We start from the raw sequence: 15,294 nt of genomic DNA, 5'->3' as shown, positions 1-15,294 counted from the left end.
CTGCCTTCTTGCAGGGACCAACGCGTAAAGCTGCATTCAGCCTGTTTTGATTCTGATATCGCCGCCCCTCACGGCAAAGGCACCTGCGTTAAGCCCCCCGGGAATAAATCTCAGACACAAAAAAAGCGCCCCCTGGGCGCTCTTTCGACAGTAGCTTTACGCTTATTTATTCAGTTCCGCAGTCATGTGCACGCGGTTACCGGTAAACGCTTCGGTAATTTTGTAAGATGAAGCGCCAGCGGCCTGGGCCTGAGCGGCGATTTTCGCTTCCGCACCGTCCATCGTTGCGGCGGTCGCGGTCACGGTTTCCGCAGCGAAAGAACCAAAAGAAGCGGCCAGAGCGATAACTGCGACAAAAGTTTTGATGCTTTTCATGATATAAACCCTTTACGTTAGTTGTTTGAATAAGGCGCCGTGCCTTGATGTGATAAATAGTAGCCCTCACATCGCCAAACAAAAAGCGGAAGGATTTGTTGTCATCATTCAAAAAAACTGACTTAAATTTAACCCGCGATTAACCGCTGCGGATGCGTGTAAACGGTCGCCCTGCCCGGCTTGCAGAATCCCACCAGCGTCAGGTTGCAGCGCCCGGCGACGTCAACCGCCAGCGTAGTCGCGGCAGAGACCGCAAAGAGGATTTCCACCCCGCACATGGCCGCCTTCTGCACCATTTCATAGCTGGCGCGGCTGGAGACCAGCGCCGCGCCGTTCTGCCAGGCGCCTTCTGATTCCGCGCGGTGTCCCAGGAGCTTGTCCAGCGCCACGTGGCGACCCACGTCTTCATGGCCGCCCGCGAGCTCGCCGGAAGGACTTACCCAGGCCGCGGCGTGAGTACAGCCGGTAAGGCGGCCTATCGGCTGAAAATCATGCAGGTGCGCCAGCGCGCGATCGAGATTCGCCAGATCGAACGTCTGGGTAAAGGGCAGCGGCTGCACGGGCTTCCCGATATCGTTGAGCTGCTCAACGCCGCATACGCCGCAGCCGGTGCGTCCGGCCAGCGCGCGACGGCGCTCTTTCAGCCCCATGAAGCGGCGGCTGGAGAGTTCGATTTGCACTTCCAGGCCGTTACAGGCCTGAACGACGTCCATACCATAAATCTCGCCCCGGTTTTCGATAATCCCTTCGGATAAGGAAAAGCCGACGGCGAACTGCATCAGGTCTTTCGGCGTCGCCATCATCACCACGTGCGAGATGCCATTATAAACCAGCGCAACGGGTACCTCTTCAGCTAACTCGTCTGGCTGAGGATGTTGCAAATTTTGGCGCTTCCAGAGCGATACCTGGCGATAACCTGTGATATCTGTCACATTTTCGATTTGTTCAAGAGGCTTCTTGTTCACTTTGTCTTAACCGTATTGGAACAGGCATACACACAATGTGGTATTCTGTTTATATCCCTTCGGGAACGAGGGAAATTACCCCCAATTCTGAACCTTTGCGGCCCTTACCGCAAAGCAAATAACTATACGTGACAATGTCGAAACAAGGAGCGAACCATGCAGGTCAGCAGAAGGCAGTTCTTTAAGATCTGCGCTGGCGGTATGGCAGGAACCACGGCAGCGGCGCTGGGCTTTGCGCCCGGTTTAGCGCTCGCGGAAACACGGCAGTACAAGCTGCTGCGCACCCGCGAAACCCGTAACACCTGCACTTACTGTTCCGTTGGCTGCGGGCTGTTAATGTACAGCCTCGGCGACGGCGCAAAAAATGCCAAAGCGTCTATCTTCCATATCGAAGGTGACCCGGACCATCCGGTCAACCGTGGCGCGCTCTGCCCTAAAGGGGCCGGTCTGGTGGACTTTATCCATTCCGAAAGTCGCCTGAAATTTCCGGAATACCGTGCGCCAGGCTCTGATAAATGGCAGAAAATCAGCTGGGATGAAGCGTTCGATCGCATCGCTAAGCTGATGAAAGAGGACCGCGACGCCAACTTTGTCGCGCAGAATAGCGAAGGCACCACCGTCAACCGCTGGCTGACCACCGGTATGCTGTGCGCCTCCGCCTCCAGTAACGAAACCGGTTATTTAACCCAGAAATTTACCCGCGCGCTCGGTATGCTCGCGGTCGACAACCAGGCGCGCGTCTGACACGGACCAACGGTAGCAAGTCTTGCTCCAACATTTGGTCGCGGTGCGATGACCAACCACTGGGTCGACATCAAGAACGCCAATCTCGTCGTGGTGATGGGCGGCAACGCCGCTGAAGCTCACCCGGTTGGATTCCGCTGGGCGATGGAAGCCAAGATTCGCAACGGCGCGAAGCTGATTGTGATCGATCCGCGCTTTACGCGTACCGCGGCGGTAGCTGATTTCTATACCCCAATTCGTTCCGGTACTGACATTACCTTCCTGTCAGGCGTCATCCTGTACCTGTTGAACAACGAAAAAATTAACCGTGAATATACCGAGGCTTACACCAACGCCAGCCTGATCGTGCGTGAGGATTACAGCTTTGAAGACGGTCTGTTCAGCGGCTACGACGCCGAAGCACGCAAGTACGATAAAACGTCCTGGAACTATGAGCTGGATGAGAACGGCTTTGCCAAACGCGATACCACGCTGCAGCATCCGCGCTGCGTCTGGAACCTGCTGAAGCAGCACGTTTCCCGCTATACGCCGGAAGTTGTCGAAAACATCTGCGGAACGCCAAAAGCCGACTTCCTCAAAGTCTGCGAGTACATCGCGGAAACCAGCGCGCACGATAAAACCGCCTCGTTCCTCTACGCGCTGGGCTGGACGCAGCACTCCATCGGCGCGCAGAACATCCGCACCATGGCGATGATCCAGCTGCTGCTCGGCAATATGGGCATGGCGGGCGGCGGCGTAAACGCCCTGCGCGGCCACTCCAATATTCAGGGTCTTACCGACCTGGGGCTGCTGTCGCAGAGCCTGCCTGGCTATATGACGCTGCCGAGCGAGAAACAGACTGACCTGCAAACCTATCTCGCCGCCAACACGCCGAAACCGCTGTTGAAGGACCAGGTGAACTACTGGGGTAATTACCCGAAATTCTTCGTCTCTATGATGAAGGCCTTCTTTGGCGATAAAGCCACGGCGGAAAACAGCTGGGGCTTTGACTGGCTACCGAAGTGGGATAAGGGCTACGACGTCCTGCAATATTTCGAGATGATGAACCAGGGCAAAGTGAACGGCTATATCTGCCAGGGCTTCAACCCGGTAGCGTCGTTCCCGAACAAAAACAAGGTTGTCGCGTCGCTGTCGAAGCTTAAGTTCCTGGTGACCATCGACCCGCTCAACACCGAAACCTCCACCTTCTGGCAAAATCACGGGGAGTCGAACGACGTCGATCCGGCGAAAATCCAGACCGAAGTGTTCCGCCTGCCGTCCACCTGCTTCGCCGAAGAGAACGGTTCTATCGTTAACTCCGGCCGCTGGCTGCAGTGGCACTGGAAAGGCGCGGACGCCCCGGGGATTGCGACCACCGACGGTGAGATCCTCGCCGGTATCTTCTTACGCCTGCGCAAGATGTACGCCGAACAGGGCGGACCGGCGCCGGAACCGGTGCTGAACATGACGTGGAACTACGCCACGCCGCATGAACCAGCGTCGGAAGAAGTAGCGATGGAGAGCAACGGCAAGGCGCTGGCAGATATTACCGACCCGGCAACTGGGGCGGTGATCGTCAAGAAAGGCCAGCAGCTCAGCTCGTTTGCGCAGCTGCGTGACGACGGCACAACTTCCAGCGGCTGCTGGATCTTCGCCGGTAGCTGGACGCCTGACGGCAACCAGATGGCGCGTCGCGATAACGCCGATCCATCGGGCCTCGGCAATACGCTGGGCTGGGCATGGGCGTGGCCGCTTAACCGCCGCATTCTGTATAACCGCGCCTCCGCGGACCCGCAGGGTAAACCGTGGGATCCGAAGCGCCAGCTCCTGAAATGGGACGGCGCGAAGTGGGGCGGCGTGGATATTCCAGACTACAGCGCCGCGGCGCCGGACAGCGATGTCGGGCCGTTTATCATGCAGCCGGAAGGGATGGGGCGTCTGTTCGCTATCGATAAGATGGCGGAAGGGCCGTTCCCAGAACACTACGAGCCGTTTGAAACGCCGCTGGGCACCAACCCGCTGCACCCGAACGTGGTCTCTAACCCGGCCGCTCGCGTCTTTAAAGGCGACCTTGAGCAGATGGGCAAAGCGGAGAAATTCCCTTACGTCGGTACCACTTACCGCCTGACCGAGCACTTCCACTACTGGACCAAGCACGCGCTGCTTAACGCCATCGCGCAGCCGGAACAGTTCGTGGAGATCGGCGAGAAGCTGGCGAACAAGCTCGGCATCGCCCATGGCGATACCGTGAAGGTCTCCTCTAACCGCGGCTATATCAAAGCCAAGGCGGTGGTGACCAAGCGTATTCGCACGCTGAAAGCGGACGGTAAGGATATCGATACTATCGGTATTCCGATTCACTGGGGCTACGAAGGCGTGGCGAAGAAAGGGTTTATCGCCAATACCCTGACGCCGTTTGTCGGTGATGCGAACACGCAGACGCCGGAGTTCAAGGCTTTCCTCGTGAACGTGGAAAAGGCGTAACGGAGACGAATTATGGCTTATCAATCGCAAGACATTATCCGTCGTTCCGCGACTAACGGCTTCACCCCCGCGCCCCGCGCGCGGGACCATCAGGAAGAGGTGGCGAAGCTTATCGACGTCACCACCTGTATCGGCTGTAAAGCCTGCCAGGTGGCCTGTTCCGAGTGGAACGACATCCGGGATGAAGTCGGTCACAACGTCGGGGTGTACGATAACCCCGCCGATCTGACCGCCAAATCCTGGACCGTGATGCGCTTCTCGGAAGTGGAGCAGAACGACAAACTGGAGTGGCTCATCCGTAAGGATGGCTGTATGCACTGCGCCGACCCGGGCTGCCTGAAGGCCTGCCCGGCGGAAGGGGCAATCATTCAGTACGCCAACGGCATCGTCGACTTCCAGTCCGAGCAGTGCATCGGCTGCGGCTACTGCATCGCCGGCTGCCCGTTCAACGTGCCGCGCCTGAACCCGGAAGATAACCGCGTCTACAAATGTACGCTGTGCGTGGACCGCGTTAACGTTGGCCAGGAGCCGGCGTGCGTGAAAACCTGCCCGACCGGCGCTATCCACTTTGGCTCCAAAGAGGATATGAAAACGCTGGCGGGCGAGCGCGTCGCCGAGCTGAAAACCCGCGGTTACGACAACGCGGGCCTGTACGATCCGGCAGGCGTTGGCGGCACGCACGTGATGTACGTGCTGCACCACGCCGACAAACCGAATCTGTACCACGGCCTGCCGGAGAACCCGGAAATCAGCGCCACGGTTAAGTTCTGGAAAGGGATCTGGAAGCCTCTCGCGGCGGTCGGCTTTGCGGCCACCTTCGCCGCCAGCATCTTCCACTACGTCGGCGTCGGCCCGAACCGCGCGGAAGAGGAAGAGGACAATCTGGATGAAGAGAAAGACGAGGTGCGCAAATGAAAAGACGTGACACCATCGTGCGCTACACCGCGCCGGAGCGAATCAACCACTGGGTCACCGCCTTCTGCTTCGTGCTGGCGGCGGTGAGCGGGCTGGGCTTTTTCTTCCCGTCCTTCAACTGGCTGATGCAAATCATGGGCACCCCGCAGCTGGCGCGTATTCTGCACCCGTTCGTGGGCGTGATTATGTTTGCTTCGTTCATCATCATGTTCTTCCGCTACTGGCACCACAACCTGATCAACCGGGACGATATTTTCTGGGCGAAAAATATTCGCAAGATTGTCGTCAACGAGGAAGTGGGCGACACCGGGCGCTATAACTTCGGCCAGAAATGCGTGTTCTGGGCGGCGATTATCTTGCTGGTGCTGCTGCTGGTGAGCGGCGTGATCATCTGGCGTCCGTACTTTGCGCCGGCCTTCTCCATCCCGGTTATCCGCTTCGCGCTGATGCTGCACTCCTTCTCTGCGGTGGCGCTGATTGTAGTGATCATGGTGCATATTTACGCTGCGCTGTGGGTGAAGGGCACCATTACCGCAATGGTGGAAGGCTGGGTCACGAAGACCTGGGCGAAGAAACATCACCCGCGCTGGTATCGTGAAGTCCGCGAAAAGCAGGATAAGCGCCAGTCGTAGGCCCGAGCGCGTTGTTCGTCTCTGAAATGGCGTCGTATATCGACGCCATTTTTTTGCGGATAACGCGCTGTTTTGACAACGTTAGCCAGAGTGCGCCGCAGGCGTGAGCGGCACGTTTCCCGTTTCGCTCAAGCCATGGCGCAGGGCAGCTAATCCTAACGGTGCATAGTCGGGGGTATCGATATCAGGTATCGTAGCGCACACATTGCGATGTCGTGGCTATATCCCGTATGCCGATTGCGGTTATCATTAATGACATCACCAGAGCGGGCGCATGATGCCCGCCAAATCGCAGAGCGGACGCGACCATCGCCGAATCTGCTGAAACCAGGAAGTGACTGAATGAGCATTCGTATCATCCCGCAAGATGAGCTGGAAAAGAGCGAGAAACGCGCGACGGATATGATCCCGCCGTTGTTGTTTCCCCGGCTCAAAAATTTATATAACCGTCGCGCCGAACGCCTGCGCGAACTGGCTGAAAATAACCCGCTGGGTGATTACCTGCGCTTTGCCGCGCTTATCGCCCACGCGCAGGAAGTGGTGCTGTACGACCATCCGCTGCAGATGGATCTCACCGCGCGCATCAAAGAAGCGAACGACCAGGGTAAACCGCCGCTGGATATCCACGTTTTGCCGCGCGATAAGCACTGGCACAAGCTGCTGCATTCTCTGATTGCCGAACTGAAGCCGGAGATGAGCGGCCCGGCGCTGGCGGTCATCGAGAATCTGGAAAAAGCCTCCGAGCAGGAGCTGGAACTGATGGCAAGCGCGCTGTTTGCGTCCGATTTTGCCTCTGTCAGCAGCGATAAAGCGCCGTTTATCTGGGCCGCGCTTTCGCTCTATTGGGCGCAGATGGCCAGCCTGATCCCCGGAAAGGCCCGCGCTGAATATGGTGAACAGCGTCAGTTCTGCCCGGTTTGCGGCTCGATGCCGGTCTCCAGCATGGTGCAAATTGGTACCACACAGGGCCTGCGCTATCTGCACTGCAACCTGTGCGAAACTGAATGGCACGTGGTGCGCGTGAAGTGCAGCAACTGCGAACAAACGCGCGATCTGCACTACTGGTCACTGGATAACGAGCAGTCGGCGATTAAAGCCGAAACCTGCGGCGACTGCGGTACCTACCTGAAGATTCTCTATCAGGAAAAAGACCCAAAAGTGGAGGCCGTAGCCGACGACCTCGCCTCGCTGGTACTGGACGCACGGATGGAACAAGAGGGCTTCGCCCGCAGCTCCATCAATCCGTTCCTGTTCCCTGGCGAAGGGGAATAACGGCAGGCATCATGTCGGGCGGCGCCTGCTGCTGCCCGGCTTACCATTGATAATGGCGTAAACACCCCGGTATGCCGGCAAAATCTTTGGTTTTGCGAGCCGCTTTCCAGAATCACTTCCCGACGAAAATCCCTGGTTTTCTTTTGCTCACAATCAGGCTATAACACTGTATATCCAAACAGCTTAAGGGAATAAAAAATGGCGCTTGAAAAGGGTATCGCAGAGCTGGTGCGGGAATTTATCAATGCGGGCCGCCCCTCATCGCGCGAACAGAATATTGATGACCGGAGATGCGGCTATCTCGCCAGTACGGTACTGGCTGGGGAACAGGAAAAGCGCGTTCAGGTAGAAGATATCGAGCTCGACGGCATGGCATTTCGCGTTGTCTCTCCCCTTAACGCTTCCGGCGCACTGCCTGCCATTATCTATTTCCACGGTGGCTGCTTTATCAGCGGCGGTTTCGCCACGCATGACCATCAGCTCCGCCAGCTGGCATACCACAGCGGCTGCCGCGTTATCGCCGTGCAATACCGGCTGGCGCCGGAGCATACTTTCCCTGCCGCCCATAACGATGCGGAGAGAGGCGCGCTGATTATTCACCGCCGCGCGGAGCAGTTAGGCATCGACGCTTCCCGCATTACGCTGGCTGGCGACAGCGCCGGTGGACACCTGGCATTAGTGACCGCCCTGCGGCTCAAAACGGCGCAGGCCTGGCAACCCGCGCAGCTGGTTTTGATTTACCCGATGCTGGACGCCACCGCCAGCATGAAGAGCTATATCGATAACGGTAAAGATTACATCATCACCGAAGATACCCTGCTCAGCGGCTATGAAATGTACCTTGCCGCGACGGCGCTCCACCATCCGGAAGCCAGCCCGCTGTGGCGTAAAGACTTTCACGGCTTACCGCCGGTGCATATTCTGACTGCGGAATACGACCCTCTGCGTGATGAAGGCGAAGCGCTTTACCAGCGCCTGCTTGAACAGGGCGTTGACTGCACCTGTCAGCGTTATCTCGGGGTGATTCACGGCTTCTTTCAGCTGGGCGGCATCAGCCCGGCGGCAGGCAGCGCGATGAGAGATATCGCCTGGCGGGTTAAAACACCAGGCCGATAGATAAGCGTAAAGCGAGGCTACTCCTCTTCGTTACCGCCCTCTTCATAGGGGCCGAACGGTTTCGCGGGAAGAACAATATAGATACCCTCAAAAACCGCGCCCAGCCGCTCGTCGCCAAATAGCTCAACCTGCAGCTGAACGCGCGCTTTGCGGCCTCGCGCCAGCCGGTCAAGATCGCCGCTTAACGAGCCAAGATCGGCAACGGCGCTGGGGCGTCCGCTAATAGGCTGACTGTAGCGGATATGCGCATCGGCAAGAATAATTGTGCCGCCAAGATGCCGCTCGCGCAGCATCAGCCAGATAAGCCCCCAGCCGGTTAACGTTGCCTGAGAAAACAGGCTGCCGGCGAACAGCGTATGGTGCGGGTTCTGGTTACCGGCTTCCGGCATGGTGGTGATAAACTTTTGCCCGGTATACTGCTGAATGCGCACGCCCATTTTCTCGCTGAGAGGGATATGCTGATACCAGGCCTGCTGCAGCTGAGCGCACCAGTCGCCGCGATGTAAAATATCGTCCAGCGAGGCTATCGGCTTAATCATCAGAAAATGACGGATCGGCGTGGTCGTCGGCGTCGTGATTTCGCCCTGGTTCACAAAACCGAGCTTAGCGAAGAACTCCACCGCATCTTCGCGGGCGCTACAGGTCACGCGCTTAACGCCTTCCTGACGGGCGACGGACTCCAGCGTCATCGCCATCAGGGTTCCCAGCCCTTTATCCTGTACTGACGGATGGACGGCCATAAAACGGATAGAAGCTTCGTTTTCCGCATTCACATACAGCCGCCCGACGGCAACCAGATTGCCCTCTTCATCGACCACCATTTGATGGTGCGCCATCGCATCCCACGCATCGCGCTCGGACCCTTTCGGCTGATGCAGCGGCTTACGCAGCATCTCCCAGCGGAACTGGTAGTAGCTCTCTAACTCTTCTTCTGTTTGCGGTACACGAAGGTGATACATAGCTGTACTCTCTTTTGTTACCCGCAGCCTGCCCGGAAGCTGGCTCATACCTGCAACCAAAAGGTCACGGGACCATCATTCACCAGAGAAACCTGCATATCGGCAGCAAATCTCCCGGTCTGCGTATTCATTTGCTGCTGGCGGCAGCGCTCAACGAAATACTCGTACAGCGCTTCCGCTTTATCCGGTGCAGCCCCTTTCGAAAAACCAGGACGCATCCCGCGTTCGGTATCGGCTGCCAGCGTAAACTGCGAAACCACCAGCACGCTGCCGCCAGCCTGCTGCACGTTCAGATTCATTTTGCCTTCAGCATCGCTAAAAATACGGTATCCCAGCACGCGCTCGCACAGGCGGTTCGCCTTTTGCTCATCATCGTCTCTCTCGACGCCTAACAGCACCAGAAGCCCGGGGCCGATTTCGCCCGTCACTTCACCCTCCACGGTAACGCTAGCTCGGGATACGCGTTGAATTAATGCAATCATGATTGTTCTGTTTCTTCTTTTTTCAGTTTGCGGTATTCACCGAGAGTGACAGTAATTTCAGCGCCAAGCAAGACGATACACCACGTCCAGTACACCCAGACAAACAAAATAGGCACCACGGCAAGCACGCCATAAATCAGCTGATATGACGGGAACGCGGTGATATATAAAGCAAAAGCTTTCTTACCCGCCTCAAAGAGCAGCGCCGCGACCAGGGAACCGATTATCGCATCGCGGTTACGCACCTCGGCCGTCGGCACAATGCTGTAAAGCAGCCAGAATGCCACCCAGGATAAAATGAGCGGAAAAATACGCAGCACATCGTCAATCACGCTATTCAGGTCGCTAGCCCAGCGTAACGACAGGAGATAGGAGCTGATCGCCAGGCTGGCCCCCGCCAGCAGCGGCCCCAGGGTAAGGATCATCCAATAAACCGCAAAGGAGTAGGTTTTGGGCCGGGTTCGGGTACTGCGCCAGATGGTGTTCAACGCGCTATCAATCGAATACATCAGCAGCAGAGATGTCACAATCAGGCCGAAAGCGCCCACAGCGGTCATCCGGCTGGAGTTGGCGACAAACTGCTCAATATAGCCCTGAATGACATCTCCGGTTGCCGGAATGAAATTGGCGAAAATAAAGTGGCGAATCTGAATACTGACATCAGAAAACATCGGAAATGCCGCGAACAGCGCGAACACGACGGCAATCAGCGGCACAAGGGAGAGTAACGACACGTAGGCGAGGTTGCCTGCCAGGGTCGTCATATTATCTTCATCAATACGCCGCCATACAGCTTTAGCCAGGCGACCAGCGGCCGCAGATGGCGCGTTGTTTTTTGATGAACGGTTTTTAGCATAGCTGTTTAGCAAAGTAGTTGGGGATGGTTTCCTTCCCGGTCACCAGAATACTGGTTATGCCCAGCTGGTTAGCCCCGGCGATATTGTCCGCGTTATCATCGAAGAAGACCGTATCGTCAGCGGCGAAACCTTCAGCGTCGAGGACGCTCTGATAGATCCGCGCTTCCGGTTTACGCATCCCCATCTCTTGAGAAAGATAGATATGGTCAGCAACGGCGCGTATATCAGGGTACTCATCCGGCCAGAAAGTCGTATGCAAACGGTTCGTGTTGGACAGAACCACAACGCGATGCCCCTGCTCGCGTAATTTTTGCATAATCGCGATAACCTCCGGGCGCAGGGCAACGAAAACCGCCTGCCAGCCGTGGGAGAACTGCTCGTAGCTTAGCGACATGTTCATTTCATGGCACATCGCCGCCGCAAAATCTTCGTCGCTAATTTCACCGCGCTCATGCTGGTGGAACGCTTCGCCCATGGTGAAATGCTGCTGCAGCGTCGCAAGGGGAATGCGCGTTAAATCACTCCACGTCCCGAGCACCCGGTTGAAGTCAATATCGACAATCACATTACCTAAATCAAAGATATAGAGCATGGTCCTCTCCTTTTGCACCGTGGAAAATTAACTGTAGCGGGAAAGGGGGAGTTTGACTACGGGCGGCAGGGCTTTGTACAAAAAAGAAACCCTGCCATTGAGGCAGGGTTCAGATAGCGGAAAGAAGCGTTAATTAATCTTCTTTCGCACCGCGCATCGCGCGTTTACGGTCGTTCTCGGTCAGGTGACGTTTACGGATACGGACAGAAGTCGGGGTGACTTCTACCAGTTCGTCGTCATCGATGAACTCCAGAGCCTGCTCCAGGGTCATCTTAACCGGCGGAACCAGAACCGTTGCTTCGTCAGTACCGGACGCACGCATGTTGGTCAGTTTCTTACCGGTCAGGCAGTTTACCGTCAGGTCGTTAGAACGACTGTGAATACCGATAATCTGGCCTTCGTAAACTTCTGCGCCGTGGCCCAGGAACAGCTTACCGCGATCCTGCAGGCTGAACAGTGCGAACGCAACCGCTTTACCCTGGCCGTTGGAGATCAGAACACCGTTCTGACGCTGACCCACATCACCCGCACGAACGTCGTCGTAGTGGCTGAAGGTGGAGTACAGCAGACCGGTACCGGAGGTCATGGTCATGAATTCTGAACGGAAGCCGATCAGACCACGGCTTGGGATCACGTAGTCGAGACGTACGCGGCCTTTGCCATCTGGATTCATGTTTTTCAGATCGCCTTTACGCTCACCCAGCGCCTGCATCACAGAACCCTGGTGCTGCTCTTCAACGTCCAGCGTGACGTTTTCGAACGGCTCTTGCTTACGGCCATCGATTTCGCGGAAGATAACTTTCGGACGGGAAACCGCCATTTCGAAACCTTCACGACGCATGTTCTCGATAAGAACGGACAGGTGCAGTTCACCACGACCAGAAACGCGGAATGCGTCTGCATCCGGCGTTTCTTCAACGCGCAGCGCGACGTTATGTACCAGCTCTTTGTTCAGGCGGTCAAGGATCTGACGAGAGGTAACGTACTTACCTTCTTTACCACAGAACGGCGAGGTGTTAACGCAGAAGAACATAGAGACGGTCGGCTCATCAACGGACAGCGCCGGCAGCGCTTCAACATTCTGCGTATCGCAGATGGTGTCAGAGATGTTCAGTTCGCCCAGACCGGTGATCGCGATAATATCGCCAGCTTCTGCGACGTCGCTCTCGATACGCTCAAGGCCCAGATGGGTCAGAACTTTACCGACTTTACCGTTACGGGTTTTGCCTTCGCTATCAATGATAGTGACCTGCTGGTTCGGCTTCACTTTACCGCGCTTGATGCGGCCGATGCCGATGACGCCAACGTAGTTGTTGTAGTCCAGCTGGGAGATTTGCATCTGCAGCGGGCCATCAAGGTCAACGTTCGGCGCCGGTACGCGATCGACGATGGTTTGATACAGCGGCGTCATGTCTTCAGCCATATCTTCGTGATCCAGACCCGCGATACCGTTCAGCGCAGAAGCGTAAACGATAGGGAAGTCCAGCTGCTCGTCGGTAGCGTCGAGGTTAACGAACAGGTCGAATACCTGATCGACAACCCAGTCAGGACGCGCGCCCGGACGGTCAACTTTGTTGATAACAACAATTGGCTTCAGGCCATGAGCAAAGGCTTTTTTGGTCACGAAGCGCGTTTGCGGCATCGGACCATCCATTGCATCAACGACCAACAGAACGGAATCAACCATGGACATGACACGTTCAACTTCACCACCGAAGTCGGCGTGCCCTGGGGTATCAACGATGTTGATACGGTAGTCATTCCATTTGATAGCGGTGTTTTTAGCCAGGATGGTAATCCCGCGCTCTTTCTCCAAATCGTTGGAGTCCATCACTCGCTCTTGAGTTTCGGCACGCGCGTCGAACGTACCGGATTGCTGTAGCAGCTTATCAACCAGGGTAGTTTTACCATGGTCAACGTGCGCGATGATGGCGATATTACGCAAATTTTCGATCACAACTTTGCCTCAGGCATTAGAAATAGCGCGTTATTGTACACGGATTAATCGCAGTACAAAACAGGATCACAAACATCCTCCGCAAACAAGTATTGCAGAGATTCTTTGTGATCGCTTTCACGGAGCGTTAAAAGGGTTATTAAAGGTCAATTGCACCAAATAAGTGCCCAATGTTCACACAAATGCACTATATTGGTGCAATGCATTCATTTTGGTGCAGCCCTTTTGCACGATGATGTGCATGATAACGCCTTTTGGGGGCAATTTAAAAGTTGGCACAGATTTCGCTTTATATTTTTTAAGGCAACAACGCCACTTTTCGTAGTTAAAAAGTTTTCGTTTCCACGACGACAATGACCAATCCGGGAGAGTTTAAGTATGTCCGCTGAACACGTTTTGACGATGCTGAACGAGCATGAAGTGAAGTTTGTCGATCTGCGCTTCACCGATACCAAAGGTAAAGAACAGCACGTTACTATTCCTTCTCATCAGGTAAATGCCGAATTCTTCGAAGAAGGCAAAATGTTTGATGGCTCCTCGATTGGCGGCTGGAAAGGTATTAACGAATCCGACATGGTCCTGATGCCGGATGCAACCACCGCGCTGATCGATCCGTTCTATGAAGAACCGACGCTGATCATCCGCTGCGACATCCTGGAACCCGGCACGCTGCAGGGCTATGACCGTGACCCGCGCTCCATTGCTAAGCGCGCTGAAGAGTATCTGCGCTCTACCGGCCTGGCTGACACCGTACTGTTCGGGCCAGAACCAGAATTCTTCCTGTTCGACGACATCCGTTTTGGTGCGTCCATCTCCGGTTCCCACGTTGCTATCGATGATATCGAAGGCGCATGGAACTCCTCCACCAAATACGAAGGCGGCAACAAAGGCCACCGTCCGGGCGTGAAAGGCGGTTACTTCCCGGTTCCGCCGGTAGACTCCTCTCAGGATATCCGCTCCACCATGTGTATGATCATGGAAGAGATGGGCCTGGTTGTTGAAGCTCACCACCACGAAGTGGCGACTGCGGGTCAGAACGAAATCGCTACCCGCTTTAACACCATGACCAAAAAAGCGGACGAAATTCAGATTTACAAATACGTTGTGCACAACGTCGCACACCGTTTCGGCAAAACCGCGACCTTTATGCCAAAACCGATGTTTGGCGATAACGGTTCCGGTATGCACTGCCACATGTCCCTCTCCAAGAACGGCGTAAACCTGTTCTCTGGCGACAAATACGCAGGCCTGTCTGAACAAGCGCTGTACTACATCGGCGGCGTTATCAAACACGCTAAAGCGATTAACGCCCTGGCTAACCCGACCACCAACTCCTACAAGCGTCTGGTCCCGGGTTACGAAGCGCCGGTTATGCTGGCTTACTCTGCCCGTAACCGTTCCGCGTCTATCCGTATTCCGGTTGTCACCTCTCCGAAAGCGCGCCGTATCGAAGTTCGCTTCCCGGACCCGGCGGCTAACCCGTACCTGTGCTTCGCTGCGCTGCTGATGGCTGGCCTTGACGGTATCAAGAACAAAATCCATCCGGGCGAAGCCATGGATAAAAACCTGTACGATCTGCCGCCGGAAGAAGCGAAAGAGATCCCACAGGTTGCAGGTTCTCTGGAAGAAGCACTGAACGCGCTGGACGCAGACCGTGAATTCCTGACCGCCGGTGGCGTATTCACCAACGACGCTATCGATGCTTACATCGCCCTGCGTATTGAAGAAAACGACCGCGTACGTATGACTCCGCACCCGGTTGAGTTCGAGCTGTACTACAGCGTCTAATTTTGCTGTAAATCCGCGGTATTCCGTGTTGTGGCGTGGGATACCAAGGATGTTTTGTTGCCGTGGAAACTTTCAGCCCATCTCAGGATGGGCTTTTTTCTCCACCAACACGCTGATCTCATGAGCTTTTTATACATAAAAAGCTATACTGCACTAAAATAGTGCACTCATTTTCAG

12 protein-coding genes and 1 pseudogene are annotated in these 15,294 nt (G+C 55.7%); 6 read left to right on the top strand and 7 right to left on the bottom strand.

The features are described from left to right. Positions 1-162 precede the first annotated feature (162 nt). The gene (locus FQK12_RS01655) at positions 163-375 is read right to left on the bottom strand and encodes a YdgH/BhsA/McbA-like domain containing protein (protein WP_004127125.1); all 213 of its coding nucleotides are present in this window, start codon (positions 373-375) and stop codon (positions 163-165) included. Positions 376-503: 128 nt separating this feature from the next. Continuing rightward, a complete protein-coding gene (fdhD, locus tag FQK12_RS01650; RefSeq protein WP_014227378.1) occupies positions 504-1,340 on the bottom strand; it encodes a formate dehydrogenase accessory sulfurtransferase FdhD in 837 nt (278 codons plus the stop codon). 156 nt (positions 1,341-1,496) lie between these two features. Between fdhD and fdnG the strand changes: the two genes are divergently transcribed. From fdnG to FQK12_RS01625, 5 genes are all read left to right on the top strand, one after another. Continuing rightward, positions 1,497-4,547, top strand: coding sequence for a formate dehydrogenase-N subunit alpha (fdnG, locus tag FQK12_RS01645; protein WP_014837000.1), 3,051 nt, complete (start codon positions 1,497-1,499; stop codon positions 4,545-4,547). A 12-nt stretch (positions 4,548-4,559) separates the two neighbouring features. Beyond that, positions 4,560-5,462 carry a formate dehydrogenase subunit beta gene (fdxH, locus tag FQK12_RS01640; RefSeq protein WP_014227375.1) on the top strand — a complete coding sequence of 301 codons (903 nt, stop codon included), beginning with the start codon at positions 4,560-4,562 and terminating at the stop codon, positions 5,460-5,462. After that, complete coding sequence (gene fdoI, locus FQK12_RS01635; RefSeq protein ID WP_004116787.1) at positions 5,459-6,094, top strand: formate dehydrogenase cytochrome b556 subunit; 636 nt, start codon at positions 5,459-5,461, stop codon at positions 6,092-6,094. The genes fdxH and fdoI overlap by 4 nt, the downstream gene beginning before the upstream one ends. Positions 6,095-6,436: 342 nt before the next feature. Continuing rightward, positions 6,437-7,366 carry a formate dehydrogenase accessory protein FdhE gene (gene fdhE / locus FQK12_RS01630; RefSeq protein ID WP_004132861.1) on the top strand — a complete coding sequence of 310 codons (930 nt, stop codon included), beginning with the start codon at positions 6,437-6,439 and terminating at the stop codon, positions 7,364-7,366. Between the two features lie 198 nt (positions 7,367-7,564). Then, entirely contained in the window at positions 7,565-8,482 is a 918-nt protein-coding gene (locus FQK12_RS01625) for an alpha/beta hydrolase (RefSeq protein ID WP_014227374.1), read from the top strand. A 17-nt stretch (positions 8,483-8,499) separates the two neighbouring features. Here the strand turns inward: FQK12_RS01625 and fabY are convergent, their stop codons facing one another. The 5 genes and pseudogenes from fabY to typA form a co-directional block, all read right to left on the bottom strand. Beyond that, a complete protein-coding gene (gene fabY, locus FQK12_RS01620; RefSeq protein WP_009652900.1) occupies positions 8,500-9,441 on the bottom strand; it encodes a fatty acid biosynthesis protein FabY in 942 nt (313 codons plus the stop codon). 44 nt (positions 9,442-9,485) lie between these two features. Beyond that, a complete protein-coding gene (gene dtd / locus FQK12_RS01615; protein WP_014227372.1) occupies positions 9,486-9,923 on the bottom strand; it encodes a D-aminoacyl-tRNA deacylase in 438 nt (145 codons plus the stop codon). Then, a pseudogene (locus tag FQK12_RS01610) lies at positions 9,920-10,779 on the bottom strand (virulence factor BrkB family protein). The gene dtd and the pseudogene FQK12_RS01610 overlap by 4 nt, the downstream one beginning before the upstream one ends. Next, entirely contained in the window at positions 10,773-11,372 is a 600-nt protein-coding gene (gene yihX, locus FQK12_RS01605; RefSeq protein ID WP_014227370.1) for a glucose-1-phosphatase, read from the bottom strand. The pseudogene FQK12_RS01610 and the gene yihX overlap by 7 nt, the downstream one beginning before the upstream one ends. A gap of 133 nt (positions 11,373-11,505) precedes the next feature. Next, complete coding sequence (gene typA / locus FQK12_RS01600; RefSeq protein WP_004127103.1) at positions 11,506-13,329, bottom strand: ribosome-dependent GTPase TypA; 1,824 nt, start codon at positions 13,327-13,329, stop codon at positions 11,506-11,508. Positions 13,330-13,707: 378 nt separating this feature from the next. On the opposite strand from typA, the gene glnA reads away from it, so the two are divergent. After that, positions 13,708-15,117 carry a glutamate--ammonia ligase gene (gene glnA, locus FQK12_RS01595; protein ID WP_004127100.1) on the top strand — a complete coding sequence of 470 codons (1,410 nt, stop codon included), beginning with the start codon at positions 13,708-13,710 and terminating at the stop codon, positions 15,115-15,117. Positions 15,118-15,294: the final 177 nt, after the last annotated feature.

This window comes from Klebsiella sp. ME-303 (assembly GCF_007910085.1).
Lineage (GTDB): Bacteria > Pseudomonadota > Gammaproteobacteria > Enterobacterales > Enterobacteriaceae > Klebsiella > Klebsiella michiganensis.
This window is presented reverse-complemented; position numbering and strand designations above follow the sequence as displayed.